Source organism: Frankia sp. Mgl5 (assembly GCF_023242985.1).
In the GTDB taxonomy this organism is placed as follows: domain Bacteria; phylum Actinomycetota; class Actinomycetes; order Frankiales; family Frankiaceae; genus Parafrankia; species Parafrankia soli.
In genome coordinates this window covers 23,351-44,445 of record NZ_JALKFY010000607.1, presented here as the reverse complement: position 1 = coordinate 44,445, position 21,095 = coordinate 23,351, and the positions used below count along the sequence as shown (strand labels likewise).

Below are 21,095 nucleotides of genomic sequence, written 5' to 3'. Positions count from 1 at the left end.
AGGGTAGCCGGTCACGTTGCGGTAACCGGCCCACCGCCCCCTAGTTTCTCCACCATGACAGGAACACAGCCCGCCGGGACGGGACCCCGGCCACCTGCTCAACTGCGCGCTGCCGTGCTCGGTGCCGGTGGCCGAGCCGGACGAGCCGTCAGCCGGGAGCTCGTCATCCGGGGACATCGAGTGACCGGGGTGGTGCGGGACATCCGTCGACACTCCTCACTCGGAGACCTCGGGGTCGACGTGGCAGAGGCGGATGCCACCCGCGGCGCCGACCTCGTCGAGATTCTGCGCGAGGCCGATGTCGTCATAGTCGCCGTGACGCCCTTTTCGGCGCCGCCGCCGTCGTTCGACGATTTTGACGAGGCATTTTACGAACATGTCGTGGCCGGGGTCGCCGGCGCCGCGCGGGGGTCGCCGACGACCCGGCTGATCACGGTCGGGCTGTTCGCCACGCTGACCATGGCCGACGGGCGCACGGTCATGGACGACCCGGCGGTCTTCCCGCCGCGGCTTCTGCCGTTCGCACGGGCCCACGCCCGCGAGCTGCCCGCGCTACGCCGCCTCGCGTCGGCGCACGACTGGTTGGTCGTCACCCCACCCGCGGGGCTGCGGGCCGATGGCGTCGATGACACGGCGGGCTACGCGCTCGTCGAACCGCCCGTCGACCACCGCCTGTTCGAAGGGGTGCTCGGGTACGGCCAGCTGGCGCGGGCCGTGGCGGATCAGTCCGAGACCCCGACCCTGCACCGGACCCAGGTGGCCGTTCTGCCCGCGCCGAGCACAACCGCGGACGAGGCGGGCACCGGAATCGGGTGACCGCGGGCCGTGGCGCGAACGGGCGGCCGCCGGACGCCGGGACGGTGGGATGCCACCGCCCCGGCGTACCCGGATCAGGACCTCGCGTACGGCCCCGTCCAGAGTTCCTTGTAGCGCTGTGCGGCCGCCTGGTGGTAGTCGTAGCCGCAGTCCTTGTCATGCAGGGTGAACTTGCAGCTGTAGGCCTTCGAGCCGTCGAAGTAGGACTCGTAGGCCAGCCCGGTCGGTGACGCGGCGGCGTTGGTGAACACCGTGCGCATCTGCGTGATGAACGCCGGGTCGGTCGAGCCCCAGTCCTGGTCGTTGACGCCCCACTCGGGCACTGCCAGCGGGACGCCCTTCTCGGCGACCCAGGCCGCCCAGGCGCCGATACCCAGCGGTTCGCCGTGCGGCCCGCGCTTGTCCGGGTCGCGCAGCTGGCCGTTGTCGCTGATCGCGTAGAAGTCCGGCCCGGCGGCGTCGACGTACTGCGCGCCCGGCCAGAACTCGGTGACGTCGACGTCCTGGTTGGAGCTCTCGGCGTTGGGGTTCCACACCAGCTTGAAGTCCGGCGAGATGGACTTCACCACGTCGTGCCAGCGGATCCAGCAGGCCTTGAACGCCTCGGCGTCGCCCGGCTGCACGCTCCAGTGGTACCAGTTTCCGTTGAACTCCCAGCCGAGCCTGATGAAGGCGTTCTTGGACGGCCAGTACTCGACGAGCTTGTTCATGAGCGTCGAGATCTGGTCCTCGGACGCGCAGTCCTTCACGTTCTGGTCGCCGGCGAACATCGGCTGGGCGAGGCTGAGCTCACCCGGCCAGGCGGCGTCGGTGAAATACTGCTTGACCGTGTAGAGACCGTTCATCGACCCCCAGGTCGTGACGCCGGTCGCCGGGTCCTTGGCGTCGTTCCAGGTCTCGGAGATCTGGACCGGCCAGCCGCGCCACGAGGCCCATTCATCGTGGTCGGCGTAACCGGTACCGCTCAGCGCGGCCGCGGCGGGAGTCCCGCCGCCTCCGCCGGGCGCCGGGCTGGTGCCCGGCGTCGCCCCGGCGGTGGGAGTGGCACCCGCGGTGGGCGGCGTGCTCGGGCCGGGTGTGCCGGCGGGAGCGGTGCTGGTCGGGGCGGTGCTGGGCGGAACCGTGCTCGTCGGCGCGGCGGTGACCGAGGCGGTCGCGCTCGGTACCGGGCCGGCGCCGCCGCCCGAGCCCTGGGCCGGAAGGCAGGCGGACAGCCCCACCGCGGCGGCCGCGACAACGAGCGCGGCTCGCGCGGGCAGCACGGCTCTGTTTCTGGCCGCTGGTTTCGCCCGCCGGTTTTTCTTCACTGTTGACAGCATTGTCGATTCGTCTCCTCAGACGTTCGGGCATGTCCCCCTCCCCATCCCGTCTGCAATTAACGGCGCCGGTCGCCGGCTTCTCCAAGGCCATCTGTCCGGACGCAGGGCGACCGTAGGAAAACGGTCGTCGGGTTGTCAACGACCGGGAGTTGGGTAACGCCGTGACTGTTGCGGCGACAACATTGCGCGCCGTGTGGCACATCGGCGGCGCCGGCCGGAATTGTGTCCCCGTCGTTTTCGGGGTGATGTCCGCGGCCGGGCGGTCGGCGGGTCACGGGGCGTCCCGGACCGGCTGCGGGGAGCGGACATCCCCGGTGGCGCACGTGGTCCGGGGGCACCCGTGCGGCGGTGCCCGACGGGCCGGGCGCGACGCCGGTTGATCTACCGGTCGGTAGCGATGCCACTGTTCGAACCGCCAGCGGTGTCAGGTTCGCGACCGGCACCTTCGGGTCATGTCTTTCGTCCCTTTTCTACCCTTGTGGCCCCTCGGCCAGCGGCGGTCGCGCGTGCGGCCGGCGGGCCCGGGTGCGGCGATCGCCCCGTTGCGATGGCCGGCGGGGTGGGTCGCCGTCGGCGAGAACACTGGGAGCCACGCGGCGGCTGGTGTCGCGGCCACGACAGGTCGCCGCGTGGCGCCGGGCGTCGAGGCGTTTCTCCGCCGCGGCCGGGGCCTCGAATGCGTGCCGTAATCCGGGCACGTCGCCCCGAATCGCCAAACGTATCCGGACTTTCCTTCTGTTTCGGCCGGACGTGTGCGACACGTGCGTGACGGTGACATTCCGCCGGCCATTGCCGTCGACACGCGCCATGGTGGGCGTCCTGGACACCGGCCGCCTCGCCCCCATATTTTCGTCGCGCATACGGGTTCTACTTATCCGGGCAGTGGTTTACGGCCGAAACGTGATCCGGCGGCAGGCGCGAAATGTGTCCGTCAGGTGGCGGTTCGAGTCGTGGTCGATCTCGCGGTCAGGTCGGAGGGACACCCGGCCGAATGATGCGTGAACGATTTCGATCAACTTTCCGGAGAGTGATCCAGATGCCGTCGCGGGAGCGGCACGCACGAACCGACCCAACTACGCAAGGAGCTTCTTCATGAACAGAACAGCCATTCGTCGCGGCATGGCCATCGCGTTCGGCGGGGCCTTCATGGCCGGAATGGTCGCGGTCGGGCAGCCGGCCGGCGCGGCCACCGGCTCCGTCACCAGCCCGAAGGTCGACGCGCCCGCGCCGGCGAGCGTCTCGAGTGTCGGGGCGTCCTCGACCAAGGCCAGCCGTAACAGCACCGGGGGTGTCGGCGCCGCGCACCTGGACGGCGCCTGCAACCTGTACAGCAACGGCGACGGCGACCTCTGCCTGTGGTACTTCCAGAACTACTCGGGCAGCCACGCGGACTTCTTCTTCTCGGACAGCAACCTCAACAACAACCAGTTCAACTCGCCGGGTGCGGGCCAGGGCTCCTGGGTGGGCAACAACTCGGAGTCCGTCTGGAACTACGACCGCCACCTGACTGCCCGGGTCTACACCGGCGTGAACTACACCGGTACCAACGGAACCATTGCCCCGAACAGCGGGGGAAACTTCACCAGCACGTTCCGCAACAACGTCGAGTCGTTCCAGTGGATCTGAGCCGGACCAACGGCTGATCCGTCCTGATTTCACCGCTCCCGCCGGCGGGACGCTGTGCGGAGCCGGTCCCCGTCACCTGTGACGGGGACCGGCTCCGGGGTCGTCGGCCGGAGTCCGGTGGTGGAACGAGAGGAGACTCGATGCCCTCCAGGGCGGACCGCCACCGGTGCCCTGCTCCCCGCCGGTGGATCGATGCCCGGTGGCCGCGGCGGGCCGCGCGCTGCCTGCTGGCATCCGCGCTGGTGCCGGCGGCCACGGTGTCGGCAACAAGCCCGCCGGCGCTGCTCGACGGCGCCGCGCTGCACCTTCCGCTCGACCGCTACCTGCTCGGGCCGCGGGAGTCCGAAGCGGTCGCGCGGTCCTACCGGATTCTGCTCGCCGAGTGCATGCACCGGTTCGGGCTGCCCAGCCCGCAGCGGTCCGGCGCGGTGGACGGACCGGCCACGCTGAACGAGCGCCGTTACGGCATCACCGACCTGGAACAGGCCAGGGCGACCGGATTCCGGGTGTCGGAGCCCGATCCCGACTCCGGTGCCGATCCCGGGTCCGGCCGGTCGAAGCCCGGGGGACCGGCGGGATCGGCGGGACCGGTCGATCCCCGGACGCTGGAGGTGCTCACCGGGACCGGCGGCGGGACGGTCGCGGGCCAGGCCGTGCCGGACGGCGGCTGTTCCGGTGAGGCGCAGCACCGGTTGACCGCGGGCGCACCGCCGGTCGAGGACATGTACCTCGCCCAGCGGCTCGCCCAGGACAGCTATGTCGACTCCGGACGTGACCCCCGGGTACGCGCGGCGCTGCGGGCCTGGTCGAGGTGCATGCACGGCCATCATTTCGACTACCCGACACCGCTGGCGGCCGCCAGCGACCCGCGTTTCCGCAGCGGGCCGGTGTCGGCGGCGGAGATCACCGTCGCGACCACGGACATCGCCTGTAAGCGGCAGACCAATCTGGTCGGCGTCTGGTTCACCGTCGAGTCGGAGATCCAGCGCCCCGAGGTCGCCGTGAATCGGGAGCCGTTGGAGCGCATCAGGCGCACCAACGAGATCCAGCTGAAGGTCGTGCGGAGCCTCGGACTCGGTTAGCCCTGCCAGCCCGAGGAAGTCAGCGAAAGCGAACCGAAGTTCGGCTTCCAGTCACCAAGCGGAATCACGCGCGACGAGGCCGGATATCCTCCGGCCGGGTTAGGAGAAGTACGCAGCAGTGAAGAGACATCTACTCCGGGCCGCGGCTACCTGTGGATTCATCGGCGCAGTGGCGATGACCCAGTTAACTGCTCCGGGTGCCGCGTCCGCGGCGCCGCCCGACCTCACCGGCCGTTACATCGTGGTGCTGAAATCCGCGCCCTCGGTGGCCGCCTCCGCGGCGGCCGCGACCCGGGCCCGGAATCTCGGTGCCCAGGTGACCCGCGAGTTCCAGTACACGCTGAACGGGTACTCCGCGCAGCTCGACCCGGCGCAGCTTGCCGCCGTCCGGGCGGATCCCGAGGTCGCCTACGTGGAACCCGACCAGGTGGTGCGGGCCGATACCGAGCAGCGAACGGCAGACTGGGGCCTGGACCGCATCGACCAGCGCAAGCTCCCACTGAACCGGGCGTACACGTACGTCTCGACCGGCGCCAGGGTCACCGCCTACATTGTCGACACCGGTATCCGCACCGGCCACCGGGATTTCGGTGGCCGCGCCTCCGGCGGTTTCTCCGTCATCGATGACGGTTACGGAACCGAGGACTGCAACGGCCACGGCACGCACGTCGCCGGAACGACCGGGGGAACGGCGCACGGCGTCGCCAAGTCGGTGCGGCTCGTCTCGGTGCGTGTTCTGGACTGCGCCGCGTTCGGCACCGTCAGCGGCGTCATAGCCGGCGTCGAATGGGTCACCGCCCATCACGGCAGTGGCCCCGCCGTGGTGAACATGAGCCTGACCGGTGGTGCGTCGCGGGCGTTCGACCAGGCGGTGCGGCAGTCGATCGCCTCCGGCCTGGTGTACTCGGTGGCCGCGGGAAACAGCAACGGCGACGCCTGCGCCATCTCGCCCGCGCGGGTGCCCCGGGCGATCACCGTCGGGGCGACGACGACCGCCGACAGCCGGGACACCACGTACTCCAACTTCGGCTCCTGCGTGGACGTCTTCGCTCCGGGGACCGGGATCACCTCGGACTGGAACACCTCCGACACCGCCACCAACACCATCAGCGGGACGTCGATGGCGACCCCGCACGTCACCGGTGTGGCGGCGCTCTACCTGCAGCAGCATCCCGGCGCCGGGCCCGACAGGGTGCGCGACGCGATCGTGGACACCGCGACCCGCGGCGCGCTGACCGACATCGGCGCCGGCTCGCCGAACCTGCTGCTCTACTCACGCGGGTCGGGCTTCTGACCCATCAAGATAGTCAACAATGTTGACGTTCCGCCTCGAGTAAAAACGATCTTGAAAACCTGAGGCAGCCCAGTACAAGGCCGGGCTCGGCGGGGGAGGCGCGCTTCGCGTCAGCCCGCCGAGCCCGGCTCGCGCAGTGTGGCCAGGCCGTCCGCGAGGACGTCGATCGTGCCCCGGGGCGGGAGCAGGGCACGTGAGCTCCAGGGGAGTTCCGCGCGGATCTCCTCGGGCGTGTGCCGGCCCCCCAGGATTCCGCCGGTGAGGGCGGCGACCGTGTCGGTGTCCCCGCCGAGACCGATCGCGGCCGTCAGCGCCGCGCCGAGCGTCGGCCGCGTCGCCACGCAGTGCAACACGGCACCGAGGGTCTCCACCGGGTCGAGGCTGACCCCGGCCGGCGGTGGTGCCCACCGTCCCCGCTCGATCGCCCTCACCAGAGCGGAAAGTGACTGAACCGCGTCGACCCCTGCCAGCTCGTCGGCCTCCGCCGCCGCCACGGCCAGCAGCATCGGCCCGTCCACGCCCTCGACCGCCCAGGATGCGCAGGCGGCGGCGACGGCGGCCGCGGCCTGCGCGACCGGGTCGGGATGGGTGATCGCCGACAGCGCGCGCACCCACTGACGGCGCCGTTCCGTCGCCTCCGGCGCGGTCGCCCAGCCGATCGGCAGCGCCCGCATGAGGGCGCCGTTGGTACGGCCGCCCCGCGCCGGTGGCCTCCCGTGTGCGCGGAAATGGTCGATCGCGGCGATCGTGCTCGGGCCCAGCCCGTAGATCGACGCCGCCCGGTCGGCCAGCGTCCCCATCAGCGCGGCCGGATCACCCGCGCCGCCGTGGGTGGTCAGGTGCTCCGCGACGAGCAGAGTCAGCGCGGTGTCGTCGGAGGTGCTGCCACGCTCCCACCGCCCGCGGGCCGGGATGTCCGCGGCCCGCCGGAGGTCGACGTCCCGCGGTGCGCTTCCCTCCCACGGGAGCCCGAAGGCGTCGCCGCACGCGTACGCCGTCAGCGCCCCCGCGATCCGCCCCGCCGCGGACGCCGCGCCAGGCTGGTCGCCCGCGAATGTCTGGCCCCTGGACGTCACGACACCCTCCCCCAGCGAGCCATCCCAACGCCCCCGGATGCCCCGACGCAGTCCGGGGCGATGCGTGGCGGCTGAGTGTCACTATGGACTCGCTCAGGCCGCCACGGTTCACCGTTTTCGCGATCCGCCTCGCCGTCCGCGGACGGTCAGACCGTCGCGGGAGGCTGGGTGCGGGTCGAGATCGCGACGCGGTTCCAGACGTTGATCGTCGCGATGGCGACCACCAGGTTCGCCACCTCCTCCTCGCTCCAGACCTTCGTCGCGCCGTCCCACACGTCGTCGGGGACGCCGTCCTGGCCGAGCCGGGTGACGGCGTCGGTCAGTGCGAGCGCCGCCCGCTCCTTCTCGCTGAAGAAGGGCGACTCGTGCCAGGCGGCGACCGCGAACAGCCGCCGGCTCGTCTCGCCGGCGGCGAGCGCGTCGCGGCTGTGCATGTCCACGCAGAACGCGCAGCCGTTCAGGATCGACGCGCGCAGCTTCACCAGTTCCAGCACGGTCCCGTCGACGGTCGACCGGACGTACTTCTCCAGGCCCATCACCGCCTTGTAGGCGTTCGGTACGACGCTCGCCATGTCCATGCGCTGCATGGTGACCTCCTCGTCATCGTGCGTGCCGTGGGATGGTTCCACCTCGACGACGACGTCCCGGGGCGCACCGTGACACCGTCTCGATGTGCTCCCGGTCACATGCTCGGGGCTGCGTCGGGGCGCCGCCAGCGGGTGGGCCGGGGCGTCGGCGTCGGTGGGGCGTCCTGTCAGCAGGGCTCGGGCGTGGCGGTGGCGACAACACCCTCCGGCCGGGCTCCGGCGGCGCACGGTGTCGCCGAGAGCGACGGGTCGGGTGTCGGCGGGGCGGAGGCGTCGCCGGTGGGGGAGACGGCGTGCGTCGGTGTCGCCTGCGCCGACGGGTCGGTCTGGACGTCCGCCGGCGGCTCCGGGCCGGCCGGGATGCCGGCCTGGGTCGGCGGCGCGCTGCCCTGCCCCGGCTCGGCACGGCCGGTACGCGCGACGGTGGTCGGCGCGACCATGGTGGGCCGGGAGGTGGGGGCGGACGCGGTGGTGGCGGTGACGCCCCGCTGCGACGGGCCCGGGGACGGGCGGCTCGGGCTGCTCTCCGCCCGGGAGGCGTCCGACGCGGTGAGCAGGACGACCACGCCGACGACGAGCCCGAAGGCGACGACGGCCGCGACCATGGCGGCGCGGTCCCGCCGGCCGGATGCCGCCAGCAGGCTCAGCCACGCCCGCGGGTCGGGCGGCCAGGCCCCCGGCTCCGCCCTGGCGCCACCTGGGTGGTCCGGCTCGCGGTCGCGGCCGGTCGGCTGGTCGCCGGCACCGGCCCGGGTACCGGCGCCGCCGGCGGCGCTACCGGTACTGGTACCGGCCCCACCGACCCCACCGGCCCCACCGGCCCCGGTGGCGGCGGGGGCCTGGGTGGTCAGCAACGGCCCTGTCACCTCCGCCGCGTTGAACGCCGACACCGAGGCCACGGTGGCGGTCCGGCGCGGCCGGATCGACGGGTCGGTGATCTCGTTCCGGTTGTCGGCCAGCGCCGACAACCGTGGCACGGGCACGGTGCCGAGGGAGGAGTCCCCACCCGGGGGCTCCTCCCAGGAACCGGGGTCCGCGCGGGTCGCCAGTGGCTGGGTGGGCCGGTCGACGGCGCGGAACTTCGCCGGGTCGGCGGCGCCGGCCACCGCGCCGGCCGCGGCCGCGATCCGTCCGGCACGTTCTCCGCGCTCGCCCCGCTCCCCGCGTTCTCGTTCCCCGCGCGCCGTCTGCGTCGCCCGTTCGTCCCGGTCCGGTCGCTCGCCCCGGTCTGGTCGTTCGGCCCGCTCGGCGGCCGGTCGCTCATCCCGGCCGGATTGGGCGGGGTGGTGCGCGAGTGACGCGGGCGGTTCCCACTGCCACGGGGTGAGCGCGTTCGCGGCCGCCCGGGCGGGATCAGGGGAGCCGCCGCGCGAGCCGGGTTCGGTGACCAGCGTCCGGACCAGCTCCGCCGCGCTCGGGCGGGCCTCGGGCCGGCGGGCCAGCGCCGCCCGCACGGCGGCCAGCAGGTCCGGCGGGACGCCGTCGAGGTCGGGCTGCTCGTCGCGGCGTAGCGCGGTCAGCACGTCGGCCGGCTCGGCGCCGCCGAAGGGCGGGTGCCCGGTCGCCGCGTAGGTGACGCAGGCACCCCAGGCGAACACGTCGGCCGCCGGGGTCGCGCGCTCGCCGCGCAGCTGTTCGGGCGCCATCCAGGCGGGGGTGCCGACGAGGATGCCGGTGCGGGTGTGGGTCGGGGTGCCGCTGGCCCGGGCGATGCCGAAGTCGATCACCTTCGGCCCGTCCCAGGCGAGCAGGATGTTGGACGGCTTGAGATCGCGGTGTACCACGCCGACCGCGTGGATGGCGACGAGGGCGTCGGCGAGGCCTACCCCGAAGCCGTGCAGCAGCCGCTGCTCGAGCGGGCCGTGCCGGATCACCGCGTCGGCGAGGCTGGTGCCCTCGACGTATTCGACGGCCATCCAGGGCGAGGTCGCGTCGGGGTCGGCGTCGACGACCGCGGCGACGGCGCGGCCGCGGACCCGGCGGGCGGCCTCGACCTCGCGCCGGAACCGGGCGCGGAACTCGGGGTCGCCGGCGAGGCCCTCGGCGGGCACCTTGACGGCCGCGGCGCGGCCCTCGGCGGTGAACCCGAGGTACACCGAGCCCATCCCGCCGGCGCCGATCCTGTTGTGGATCTCGAACGGGCCGATGCGCCGGGGGTCACCCGCCGCCAGCGGTGTCAGCACCGTGCCCCCTCGTTACCGGCCCGGCCGGGCCGCTGCGTCGATCCTGCCGTGGGCGTCGTCCGCCCTCTGTCCGTGATGTGACGCTGTCCGTGATGTCGTGAGCGCGCTGCTTTCGCCCGACTGTGTCAGGCGTCCCACAATGCCAACTCTCGTGCCCGAATCGCGGTAGGCCCGTCCGGGTGCGTCCGTTGTGCCCGTCACACTCGCCCGGTTGGGGGGTGGGCCGCCGGTTCTCGATGGCCACGTCAGCGGTGGTTGTCCACCGTCGGATCATCGGACGGGATGGGGTCGAGGGCCACGAAATCCGTGCCGTTCCAGCGGAAACGCACCGACGTCGTCCCCGTGGGTGTCGTTCCGTTCGCGACGTAGGTCTGGTAGGTCACCGTTGCGTCGGTGTTCGTCCTGACCTCCACCGTGATGGCGTTGCTCGGCGCTTTGGTGTCGGTGCCCTGGTACTCGCCGTCGGCGAAGACGAACGCTGTCTGGCGCTGCCGGCCGTCATCCCCCTGTCTGGTGCCGCGGACGAGGTTGAGCATCCGGTCCGGGTCGTAGGAGCCCATGTCGGGGGTGTAGCCATGCTCGCGGACAACCCCGGCCGCCTCGTCGGCGGTCATCACCCGCCGTGGCGTCGAGGTGGACGTCGGCCCGCTCCCCGGCGTGGTCGGCGGCACCGTGGTGGCACCCGAGCCGGGGCTCGTCGGGTTCGTGACCGGCCCGGTCGGCCCGGCCGAGGCGGTGGGCCCGCCGTCGGGGGCGGTGGACGGGCCGCTCAGGGTGGCGGTCACGCCCGGCCCCGTGGACGGGCCGGCCTGGCCGCCGTCCCCATCGCCGCCCGACAGCAGCAGGGCTCCCGCGGTGACGCCACCGACGACGAGCAGCACCGCCAGGGCGGCGAGTACGGCCACGGGCATCCCGCGGCGGCCGTGATCGGGCCGTCCGCCGCCGTCCGGGCGTCCCGCTCCGGGCGGTCCCGCGCCCGGCCCACCGAAGCCGGGCCAGCCACCGCCGGACTGGTCGGAGTCGGCCCAGCCGCCGCGCGGTCCGGAGTCCGGACCGCGGTAGCCGGCGTCCGGCGGGCCGGGGTTCGGCCGGTGGCCGGGCTGGAGCTGCGCTCCGCCCGGATACCCGTCGTGGGGACGGGCGTCCCGGTAGGAGCCGCCGGGAGGTGGGCCGCCCCGTGGACCGGCACCGTGTGGATCGGCGTCCCGGGGATGACTGCCCGCCGGCGGGTGCCCGCGCAGTGGCGTGGCGCCCTCGGGCGGGGTCGGCGGCAGGTTCCACCACCGGCTCATCAGGAGCCCGGTCGCCGCGTCCGAGTCGGCCGGGCCGCTGACCGGCCGACCGAGCAGCCCGCCGAGGATCTCGGCGGCGCTGGGCCGCGCGGCCGGCTCCTTGCGCAGCGCGGCGCGCACGTGCGGCTCGATGGTCGGTGGCAGGCGTTCCAGCACCGGCTCGCCGGTGAGGATCTGCAGGCCGACGGCCTCGGCCCGGTCGCCGCGGAACGCCGGCTGCCCGGCCGCCGCGAACGCGACGCACGCCCCCCAGGCGAAGACGTCGGCGGCCGGCCCGGCCCGCTCTCCGCGCAGCTGCTCGGGTGCCATCCAGGTCAGGGTGCCGATGAGGCTGCCGGCCCGGGTGTGCGAGGTGTTGTTCTCGGCCCGGGCGATGCCGAAGTCGATGACGCGGGGCCCGTCCCAGGCCAGCAGGATGTTGGACGGTTTGAGGTCGCGGTGCACCACGCCGGCGGCGTGGATGGCGACCAGGGCGTCGGCCAGACCGACGGCGAGCCCGGTGAGCAGGCGCTCGTCGAACGGGCCCCGGGTCGCGACCGCGTCGGTGAGGTTGCGGCCCTCGACGTACTCGGTGGCCATCCACGGGCGCGTCCCGGTGAGGTCGGCGTCGATGACGGCGGCTACGGCGTTGCCGCGCACCCGGCGGGCGGCGTCCACCTCCTGGCGGAAGCGGGCGCGGAACTCGGGGTCGTCCACCAGCCCCGCCGAGGGAACCTTGATCGCGGCCGGCTTGCCGTCGTCGGAGAAGCCGAGGTAGACGATGCCCATGCCGCCCGCGCCGATGCGGTTGGCCAGCCGGTACGGACCGATCCGCTGCGGATCGTCCGTGGTCAGGGGCGTCAGCACCGCGTCCTGGATACCTCCTCGTGCGGGGGCGCCCTGCGGCGCTCGGTGGTGGCCCGCCCGGTGCGTGGTGACGCCGGACGTTCCGGGTGGAACCCGTCGGGGACGCCGGAACGCGACCGGTCGGACTTTTCCGGTGATCCCAGACTGGGATGTTCCCAGAAGGCAGGGTGGACGCACCACGCCAGGTGCCTGTATTGATGTCTGGTCTGTCCTGGTAGAGCATGGTTCGTACCGGTGGTGGGGTGGCGGGCGGCCGGGTGCCGACGGTCCGCGGGGCCGGCCCGCCGTGATCGGATCGCGGTTCCGCTCGGTACCCGCGACCCTGGTGCCCTGACGCGGACGTCCTCGTGGGCCGGCCGCGCGGTGCGGAAGGAGGCCGGCCGTGGCCGTCATGAGTGTCGCGGGCCGTGCGGGCGAGGGGAGCCGGGCCCGGCCGGAGCCGGCCGACGTGATCCCGATGTTGTCCAGACACGTCCTGACCGACGGATACGACGTCGTCTGCGACCTGACGGCCAGCACGGGCAGCACGATCGTCGACGCCCGCACCGGGACGCGCTACCTCGACCTCTACAGCTTCTTCGCCTCCGCGCCGCTCGGGATCAACCCGCCGGCCCTGCTGGGCGACCCGGAGTTCCTCGCCGAGCTCGCCCGGGCGGCCGTCAACAAACCGGCGAACCCCGACCTGGCGACCGTCGCCTACGCCGAGTTCGTCGAGACCTTCGCCCGGGTACTGGGCGACCCGGAACTGCCGCACCTGTTCTTCGTCGAGGGCGGGTCGGCCGCCGTCGAGAACGCCCTCAAGTGCGCGTTCGACTGGAAGAGCCGACACAACGAGGCACACGGGCGCCCCGCCGAGCTCGGCGGGCGGGTGCTGCACCTGCGGTCGGCGTTCCACGGCCGCGGCGGGTACACCCTCTCGGTGACCAACACCGAGCCGGTGAAGACCGCGCGCTTCCCGGTCTTCGACTGGCCGCGGATCGACTGCCCGGCGATGACCTTCCCCTGCACCGGCGCGGCGCTGGACGCGGTGGCCGCCGCCGAACGGCGCGCGCTCGCCCAGGCCGAGGAGGCGTTCGACCGCCACCGCCACGACATCGCCTGCTTCCTCGCCGAGCCGATCCAGGGCGAGGGCGGGGACAACCACCTGCGGGGCGAGTTCCTGCGCGCGATGGCGGCGCTGTGCGAGCGCCACGACGCGCTGTTCGTCGTCGACGAGGTGCAGACCGGGGTGGGCCTGACCGGCTCCGCCTGGGCGCACACCCAGCTCGGCCTGCGCCCGGACGTCGTCGCGTTCGGCAAGAAGGTCCAGCTCGGCGGGGTGATGGCCGGGCGGCGGGTGGACGAGGTCGCCGACAACGTCTTCCGGCTGCCCGGCCGGATCAGCTCCACCTGGGGCGGCGGGCTCGTCGACATGGTGCGTTCCCGGCGGATGCTGGAGATCATGGAGTCGGAGCGGCTGTTCGACCGGGCCGCCACCCTGGGTGCCGGACTGCTGGCTGGGCTCGAGGAGTTGGCCCGCCGTCACCCCCGCCTGCTGCGCAACGCCCGCGGCCGTGGGTTGATGTGCGCCGTGGACCTGCCCGACCGCGCCCGGCGCGACGAGGCCGTCCGGCTGCTGCGGGAACGCGAGCACGTCCTGCTGCTGCCGGCGGGGGAGCGGGCGCTGCGCTTCCGCCCGGCGCTCACCGCCGGCGCCGAGGAGCTCGCCGCCGGGGTGGAGGCCCTCGACCGCGTGCTCACCTCCCTGGACGCCTCCGTGGCACCGACCGTCCCCATGGCACCGATCGCTCCCCTGGCACCGGCCGTCCCCGCGGCACCGGCCGCCCCCGCACACGAGAAAGGACCGCGATGACACTCGTTCATCCACGCCGGGTGGCGGCGGTGATCGGCGGCCGCCAGCACGACCTGTACGCCGCGGCCGGCCCGGCGGGGATCGCCCCGGAGACCGCGCGCGTCGTCAGCTCGACGAACCCGGCCCGCCTCAGCGACGTGGTCGCCGAGGTCGTGCTGGACGGGGCGGAGGCCATCGTCGCCGCCGCGGCCGCCGCCCGCGCCGCCCAGCGGGAGTGGGCCGACGTCCCGGCGCCGGTGCGCGGCGAGGTCGTCGGCGCCTTCGGACGGCTCGTCGAGGACAACGCGGAGACACTGGCCCGGCTGGTCACCCGGGAGATCGGCAAGCCGCTGGCAGAGGCGCGCGGGGAGGTCCGCGAGATCATCGACACCTGCGCGCTGTTCCGCGGCGAGGGCCGGCGCCCGCACGGCCAGACGGTGCCGTCCGAGATGCCCGACCGGGAGCTGTTCACCTACCGTGAGCCGCTCGGCGTGGTCATGGTGATCACTGCCGGCAACTTCCCGGTGGCGGTGCCGTCCTGGTATCTGGTGCCGGCGCTGCTGACCGGCAACGCGGTGGTGTGGAAGCCCGCCGAGTACGCCGCCGCCTGCGCCGCGGCCCTGATGGACCTGCTGACCGCCGCCGGCGTTCCGCCCGGGGTGGCGAACCTCGTCCTCGCCGACGGCCCGGCCACCTCGCTCGGCCTCGAACGCGCCCTGGACGCCGGCCTCGTCGACAAGGTCGGCTTCACCGGCTCGACGGCCGTCGGCCGCTTCGTCGGCGCGCTCTGCGGCCGGCACCTGCAGTCGCCCTGCCTGGAACTGGGCGGCAAGAACCCGATGGTCGTGGCCCCCGACGCCGACCTGGACGCCGCCGTCGCCGCCGCGTTGTTCGCCGGGTTCGGGACGGCCGGCCAGCGGTGCACCTCGCTGGGCACGGTGATCGCGCACGAGTCGGTGCACGGCGCGTTCCGGCGCCGGCTGGCCGCGGCCGTCAGCGGCGCCGTGCTCGGCGACCCGACCCGGGACGTCCTCTACGGCCCGCTGCTCGACGCGCGGTTCGCCGCCGGGTTCGAGGATCATCTGGCGTGCGTCCGCGACCACCACGAGCCGTTCGGGTCCACCGCGCTCGGCCGGATCGGCCCGGCCAGCCCGCGGCGCGGGTTCGTCGGCGACCCCGAGACCGGCCTCTACTACCACCCGGTCGTCGTCGACCGGGTGCGCCCCGACGACGAGCTGTTCACCGCGGAGACCTTCGGCCCGATCGTCGGGCTGACCACCTACCGCCACCTGGAGGAGGCCGTCGAGCTCGCGAACCTGCCCGGCTACGGGCTGTCCTCGGCGATCTTCACCGGGGACCCGGTGACCGTCCGGCGCTTCCGGCGCGGGGTGCGCGCGGGCATGGTCAGCGTGAACACCTCCACCTCCGGCGCCGAGGCGCACCTGCCCTTCGGCGGCAACGGGCGCTCCGGCAACGGCGCCCGTCAGTCCGGCCAGTGGGTCCTCGACCAGGTGACCCGCTGGCAGTCCCTGACCTGGGAACTCTCCGGCCGCCTCCAGAAGGCCCAGCTGGACGTCTCCGTCCCCCCGGCCGACCTCGGCTTCCGCCTGCCGCGGTGACCGGACCGGGGACCCGACCCCGGCCCGGGCGCCGCGGCCGTTCAGGAAGGCGGCCGGTCAGTACGACGGCCGGTCAGTACGACGGCCGCAGTGGCTGGTGCGAGGCGCCGGAGTCGGGGCGCACGCCGAGCACCTGGTGGATCTGCGACCGGCCGGCCTCGAAGCTGAGCGCGGAGCCGGCCATGTACAGCCGCCACACCCGGGCCCGGCCCGCCCCGACCAGCGCGACCGCCTCGTCCCACCGGTTCTCCAGGTTGGCGACCCACGCCCGCAGCGTCAGCGCGTAGTGCTCGCGCAGGTTCTCCACGTGGCGCACCTCGAAGCCGCCGGCCTGCATCAGCGTGACGAGCGCGCCGATCTCGTGCAGCTCCCCGTCGGGGAAGACGTAGCGGTGCAGGAAGTCGGCGTCGCGGGGCAGTGGGAGCGGACCGAGCCGCGGCCGGCCGCGGGCGGCCCCGACCGGGTCGCCGGGGAAGGAGATGCCGTGGTTGAGCAGCCGCCCGCCCGGCCGGAGCAGGTGGAACAGGTTGTCGAAGTAGATCGGCAGCTTCGCCCGGCCGACGTGCTCGACCATGCCCACCGAGCTGATCGCGTCGAACGGGCCGTCGGTGATCTCCCGGTAGTCCTGCAGGCGGATCTCGATCTTGTCTTCCAGGCCCGCCTCGGTGACCCGGCGGCGTGCCTCGGCCGCCTGCTCCGCGGAGATCGTGATCCCCACCGCCTGGACACCGTGGTGGCGCGCGGCATGTAGCGCCATGCTGCCCCAGCCGCAGCCGATGTCCAGCAGCCGCTCGCCGGGCCGCAGACCGAGCTTGCGGCAGACCAGCTCGTGCTTGGCTGTCTGCGCGGCGGTCAGTCTGGTGGCCGGTGAGTCCCAGACCGCGCACGAGTAGGTCATGGACGGCCCGAGGACCAGCCGGTAGAAGTCGTTCGAGACGTCGTAGTGGTGGGAGATCGCGGCGGCGTCGCGGGAACGGCTGTGCTGCCGGCCGCGCCCGCGCATCCGGGCCTCTTCGGGCGGCGGCTGCGGCGGCCGCGGGCCGAACTGGCGGACGAGCACCGCCAGCGCCCGCACCGCCGCCGGGGACGGCCGCAGCCGCGCGATCCGCTCCCGCAGCGCCAGCGCGGCGAAGACGTCCCCGTCGATCTCGACGTCGCCGGCCACGTAGGCGCGGGCGAACCCCAGCTCGCCGGGGTGGAACAGCGCCCGTCGCAGCGCGTGCGGCGAGCGGATGACCACCTTCGTCGAGGTGTCGGGCCCGAGGATGAATCCGTCCCACATCTCGACGCGGACTTCCGGGTCTGGCCCGAACAGGTCGAGCAGCAGGTCCCGGCCGGCCCGGTCGACCTCGGGCGGCCAGTCGAAGCCCGCGGGCCGGGTCGTCGGGGGGCTCCACTGCCGAGGCGGCCCCGCGTTGGCCGTCAGCGGCGGCGCTGAGGGCCGGTCCGGCCGTGTCGCGGCGGCGGGCTGGTGATCGAGCGCGGGCTGGTCGAGCGCGGATTGGTCGGGTTCTGTGTCGACGGGACGATCGACCGTCACATTCTCCTCCGGTCCCGGGATACCGGGTCCGCCTGCCGGAGGCGCCGCCACCGGGCCCGCGCGGTGCGCCACGCGGCCCGGAGGCCGGTCTCGCGGTGCACGCGGAACTCGGCCCATCAGTCTGCCAGGGGCGGCGTCGGCGAAGGCAGGGCGACGCGAACCCACGTCAACGCCCATGCTCCCCCCGGCGAGGGGTGTCGCAAACGGTGTCGCGGATCGCGTCGCGCGTGTCGCGGTGATGGGCCACCAGCCAGCGTCGCGCGGAGGAGGCGACGGCAGGGGTCGGACCGCGGCGGGAGCCCTGGGCAGGGGCCCCGGCCGGGGTTTGTTCAGGCGACGGCGGAGGCCCCCAGCAGGGCCTTGAGGTCACCCATCAGCGCGGCCGTCCGCTGCACCTTGTAAGCGTCGTCGAGCCGGAGCAGGGTCGTGCGGCTCGCCGACTGCAGGCGCAGGTGGACCTCGGTGGTGCCGGGGTGGTCACCGAGCACCTCGCGCAGCCGATCGACGGTGGGCGGGTTGACCCGCGACGCCGGCAGGGTGATCACCACCGGCGGGCTCAGGGAGTGCTCGCTGAGGTCGGGCACGGTCAGATCCGAGGCGACCAGGCGCGGGGTGTCCTCCCGCTTGTCGACCCGCCCCTTGACGATGACGACCGCGTCCTCGGCGAGCTGGGTCGAGCAGGTCTCGTAGGTCGCCGGGAAGAACATGACCTCCAGGCCGCCCTCGAGGTCCTCCACGGTGGCCAGGGCCCACAGCTTCCCCTGCTTGGTCACCTTGCGTTGCAGGCTGGAGATGATCCCGCCGATGGTGACGACCGAGCCGTCCGGGTAGTCGCCGCCGTTGAGGGAGGCGATGCCACAGTCGGCCTTCGCCGCGAGGATGTGCTCGACCCCGAGCAGCGGATGGTCCGAGACGTAGAGCCCGAGCATCTCCCGCTCGTGGGAGAGCAGTACGGACTTGTCCCATTCCTGGTCGGAGAACTCCTGCACGCCGAAGATGGGGGCGGTGTCCTCCTCGGCGTCCTCGCCGTCGAAGGCGAAGAGGTCGAACTGGCCCTCGGCGTTCTTCTTCTTCACGCCCATCACCGCGTCGACGGCTTGTTCGTGCTTCTCCACCAGGCCGCGGCGGGTGTGGCCGAGGGCGTCGAACGCACCGGCCTTGATGAGCGACTCGATCGTGCGCTTGTTGCAGGCGACGGCGTCGACCTTGTCGAGGAAGTCGGGGAACGAGGTGAACCGGCTCTTCGCCTTCCGGTTGCGCACGATCGACTCGACGACGTTGATGCCGACGTTGCGGATCGCGGCGAGGCCGACCCTGATCTCGTTGTCGCCGTGCGCGGTGTAGTCGGCGTCGGAGGTGTTCACGTCCGGCGGCAGGACGCGGATTCCCATCCGGCGGCACTCGTTGAGGTAGATCGCGCTTTTGTCCTTGTCGTCGCGCACCGAGGTCAGGAGCGCCGCCATGTACTCGGCCGGGAAGTTCGCCTTGAGATAGGCCGTCCAGTAGGAGACCAGGCCGTAGCCGGCGGTGTGCGCCTTGTTGAAGGCGTAGTCGGAGAAGGGGACGAGAATGTCCCACAGGGTCTTGATGGCGGCCGCGGAGAACCCGTTGGCCTTCATGCCGTCGGAGAACGGCACGAACTCCTTGTCGAGGATCTCCTTCTTCTTCTTGCCCATCGCGCGGCGCAGCAGGTCGGCCTGGCCGAGTGTGTAGCCGGCGACCTTCTGCGCGATGGCCATGACCTGCTCCTGGTACACGATCAGGCCGTGGGTGGTGTCCAGGATGTCGGCCAGCGGCTCGGCGAGCTCGGGATGGATCGGGGTGATCTCCTGCTGGCCGTTCTTGCGTAGCGCGTAGTTGATGTGCGAGTTGGCGCCCATCGGCCCCGGCCGGTACAGGGCGAGGACGGCGGAGATGTCCTCGAAGTTGTCCGGGCGCATCATGCGCAGCAGTGAGCGCATCGGCCCGCCGTCGAGCTGGAACACCCCGAGGGTGTCGCCGCGGGCGAGCAGCTCGTAGGACGCGGTGTCGTCGAGCTCCAGGCCCATCAGATCGACCTTGAAGCCGCGGTTCGCCTCCACGTTGCGCACCGCGTCGTCCATCACGGTGAGGTTGCGCAGGCCGAGGAAGTCCATCTTCAGCAGGCCGAGGTTCTCGCAGGTCGGGTAGTCGAACTGCGTGATGATCGCGCCGTCGGCGTCGCGGCGCCACACCGGGATGTGGTCGATGATCGGCTCGGCCGACATGATCACACCGGCGGCGTGCACGCCCGCCTGGCGGATGAGCCCCTCCAGGCCCTTCGCCGTGTCGATGACCTTGCGGACGTCCGCGTCGGACTCGTAGAGACCCCGGATCTCGCCGGCCTCGCTGTAGCGGGGGTGCTTGGGATCGAAGATCCCGCCGAGCGGGATGTCCTTGCCCATGACGGCCGGCGGCATCGCCTTGGTGATCCGGTCGCCCACCGCGTAGGGGTAGCCGAGGACCCGGGAGGAGTCCTTGATGGCGGCCTTCGCCTTGATGGTGCCGTAGGTGACGATCTGCGCGATGCGGTCGTCGCCCCATTTCTCGGTGACGTAGCGGATCACGTCACCGCGCCGACGTTCGTCGAAGTCGATGTCGATGTCCGGCATCGAGACGCGGTCGGGGTTGAGGAACCGCTCGAACAGCAGGCTGTGCGGGATGGGGTCGAGGTCGGTGATGCCCAGGGCGAAGGCGACCATGGAGCCCGCCGCGCTCCCGCGCCCGGGGCCGACCGGGATTCCCTGGCTCTTCGCCCACATGATGAAGTCGGCGACCACCAGGAAGTAGGACGGGAAGCCCATCGCGAGGATGACCCCGAGCTCGTACTCGACCCGGGCGCGGTGCTCCTCGTCGAACCCGTCGGGGAAGCGGCGGGCCATGCCCGCCCAGGTCTCCTTGCGGAACCACGACTCGTCGGTCTCCCCCTCGGGGACGGGGAAGCGCGGCATCAGGTTCTGCTTGGTGAACATGCCGGCCGGGTCGACCCGCTCGGCGATCATCAGCGTCGTCTCGCAGCCCTGCTGCCAGGCGTCGGACGTGTCGATCGCGTACATCTGCTCGGCGCTCTTCAGGAAGTAGCCCGAGCCCTCGAACTGGAAGGACGGGTTCGCCACCGTCGAGGCGGTCTGGACGCACAGCAGCGCGGCGTGGGTCGTCCGCTCGGACTCGTAGGTGTAGTGCGAGTCGTTGGTGACCACGAAGCGCATGTCGAGCGCGCGGGCGATGTCGACCAGCCCGTCACGGACCCGGCGCTCGATCTCGATGCCGTGGTCCATGATCTCGCAGTAGTAGTTGTCGCGGCCGTAGATCTCCTGGTAGGTCGCGGCGGCCTTCAGCGCGGCGTCGTACTGGCCGAGCCGCAGCCTCGTCTGGACCTCTCCGGACGGGCACCCGGTCGTCGCCATCAGGCCCGCGGCGTGCTCGGCGATGATCTCCTGGTCCATGCGTGGCCACTTGATGTAATGGCCCTCGATGGACGCCCGGGAATTGAGCCGGAAAAGGTTGTGCAGGCCCTCGGCGTTCCGCGCCCATATCGTCATGTGGGTGTAGGAGCCACCGCCGGAGACGTCGTCGCTCTTCTGGTGCGGCTCGCCCCAGCGGACGCGCTGCTTGAGCAGCCGTGATTCCGGCGCGACGTATGCCTCGCAGCCGATGATCGGTTTCACGCCCGCCGCGGTCGCCTGCTTGTAGAAGTCGTACGCGCCGTACATGTAGCCGTGGTCGGTGATCGCCACGGCGGGCATGCCCTGCTGCGAGACCTCGTTGAACATGTCCTTGAGTCGTGCCGCACCGTCGAGCATCGAGTACTCGGTGTGAACGTGAAGGTGGACGAAAGAGTTCGGCATGTCGTCGGACCTTCCCGCGCGCGGAGGGCACGCCGGTCGATGCTCTGTGGGAGGCGGTGCTGGGGCGGTGGCTCAGGGTGTTCGGTGACGCGCTGAGAAACGTGTGACGAGATTTAGG

The 21,095-nt window shown here is 72.5% G+C and carries 13 protein-coding genes; 6 read left to right on the top strand and 7 right to left on the bottom strand.

Annotated elements, in window-relative coordinates; genetic code table 11:
* Positions 1 to 54 precede the first annotated feature (54 nt).
* A complete protein-coding gene (locus MXD62_RS12230) occupies positions 55 to 816 on the top strand; it encodes an NAD(P)-dependent oxidoreductase (protein WP_248829393.1) in 762 nt (253 codons plus the stop codon).
* A 74-nt stretch (positions 817 to 890) separates the two neighbouring features.
* Here the strand turns inward: MXD62_RS12230 and MXD62_RS12225 are convergent, their stop codons facing one another.
* Entirely contained in the window at positions 891 to 2,078 is a 1,188-nt protein-coding gene (locus tag MXD62_RS12225; protein ID WP_248829392.1) for a hypothetical protein, read from the bottom strand.
* Between the two features lie 1,149 nt (positions 2,079 to 3,227).
* Between MXD62_RS12225 and MXD62_RS12220 the strand changes: the two genes are divergently transcribed.
* The 3 genes from MXD62_RS12220 (at position 3,228) to MXD62_RS12210 (ending at position 6,137) form a co-directional block, all read left to right on the top strand.
* The gene (locus tag MXD62_RS12220) at positions 3,228 to 3,761 is read left to right on the top strand and encodes a peptidase inhibitor family I36 protein (RefSeq protein WP_248829391.1); all 534 of its coding nucleotides are present in this window, start codon (positions 3,228 to 3,230) and stop codon (positions 3,759 to 3,761) included.
* A 140-nt stretch (positions 3,762 to 3,901) separates the two neighbouring features.
* Positions 3,902 to 4,843: a hypothetical protein gene (locus MXD62_RS12215; RefSeq protein WP_248829390.1), complete on the top strand. Its 942-nt coding sequence runs from the start codon at positions 3,902 to 3,904 to the stop codon at positions 4,841 to 4,843.
* A 175-nt stretch (positions 4,844 to 5,018) separates the two neighbouring features.
* Entirely contained in the window at positions 5,019 to 6,137 is a 1,119-nt protein-coding gene (locus tag MXD62_RS12210) for a S8 family peptidase (protein WP_248829389.1), read from the top strand.
* A gap of 110 nt (positions 6,138 to 6,247) precedes the next feature.
* On the opposite strand, the gene MXD62_RS12205 is transcribed toward MXD62_RS12210, so the two are convergent.
* The 4 genes from MXD62_RS12205 to MXD62_RS12190 form a co-directional block, all read right to left on the bottom strand.
* Complete coding sequence (locus MXD62_RS12205; RefSeq protein WP_248829388.1) at positions 6,248 to 7,213, bottom strand: ADP-ribosylglycohydrolase family protein; 966 nt, start codon at positions 7,211 to 7,213, stop codon at positions 6,248 to 6,250.
* A 146-nt stretch (positions 7,214 to 7,359) separates the two neighbouring features.
* Positions 7,360 to 7,800, bottom strand: coding sequence for a carboxymuconolactone decarboxylase family protein (locus MXD62_RS12200; protein WP_248829439.1), 441 nt, complete (start codon positions 7,798 to 7,800; stop codon positions 7,360 to 7,362).
* Positions 7,801 to 7,967: 167 nt separating this feature from the next.
* Complete coding sequence (locus MXD62_RS12195) at positions 7,968 to 9,983, bottom strand: serine/threonine-protein kinase (RefSeq protein ID WP_248829387.1); 2,016 nt, start codon at positions 9,981 to 9,983, stop codon at positions 7,968 to 7,970.
* A gap of 245 nt (positions 9,984 to 10,228) precedes the next feature.
* Positions 10,229 to 12,121 carry a protein kinase gene (locus MXD62_RS12190; protein WP_248829386.1) on the bottom strand — a complete coding sequence of 631 codons (1,893 nt, stop codon included), beginning with the start codon at positions 12,119 to 12,121 and terminating at the stop codon, positions 10,229 to 10,231.
* Positions 12,122 to 12,512: 391 nt separating this feature from the next.
* Between MXD62_RS12190 and lat the strand changes: the two genes are divergently transcribed.
* Both lat and MXD62_RS12180 read left to right on the top strand, forming a co-directional pair.
* Positions 12,513 to 13,973, top strand: coding sequence for an L-lysine 6-transaminase (lat, locus tag MXD62_RS12185; RefSeq protein WP_248829438.1), 1,461 nt, complete (start codon positions 12,513 to 12,515; stop codon positions 13,971 to 13,973).
* Positions 13,970 to 15,571 (top strand): aldehyde dehydrogenase family protein, encoded by a 1,602-nt coding sequence (locus MXD62_RS12180; RefSeq protein ID WP_248829385.1) that lies wholly within the window; start codon positions 13,970 to 13,972, stop codon positions 15,569 to 15,571. Before lat ends, MXD62_RS12180 begins: the two co-directional genes overlap by 4 nt.
* A 73-nt stretch (positions 15,572 to 15,644) precedes the next feature.
* Here MXD62_RS12180 and MXD62_RS12175 read toward each other — a convergent pair whose 3' ends face one another.
* Together MXD62_RS12175 and dnaE are read right to left on the bottom strand one after the other, a co-directional pair.
* The gene (locus tag MXD62_RS12175) at positions 15,645 to 17,111 is read right to left on the bottom strand and encodes a cyclopropane-fatty-acyl-phospholipid synthase family protein (protein WP_248829384.1); all 1,467 of its coding nucleotides are present in this window, start codon (positions 17,109 to 17,111) and stop codon (positions 15,645 to 15,647) included.
* Positions 17,112 to 17,440: 329 nt separating this feature from the next.
* Entirely contained in the window at positions 17,441 to 20,977 is a 3,537-nt protein-coding gene (gene dnaE / locus MXD62_RS12170) for a DNA polymerase III subunit alpha (RefSeq protein ID WP_248829383.1), read from the bottom strand.
* Between the last annotated feature and the right edge of the window lie 118 nt (positions 20,978 to 21,095).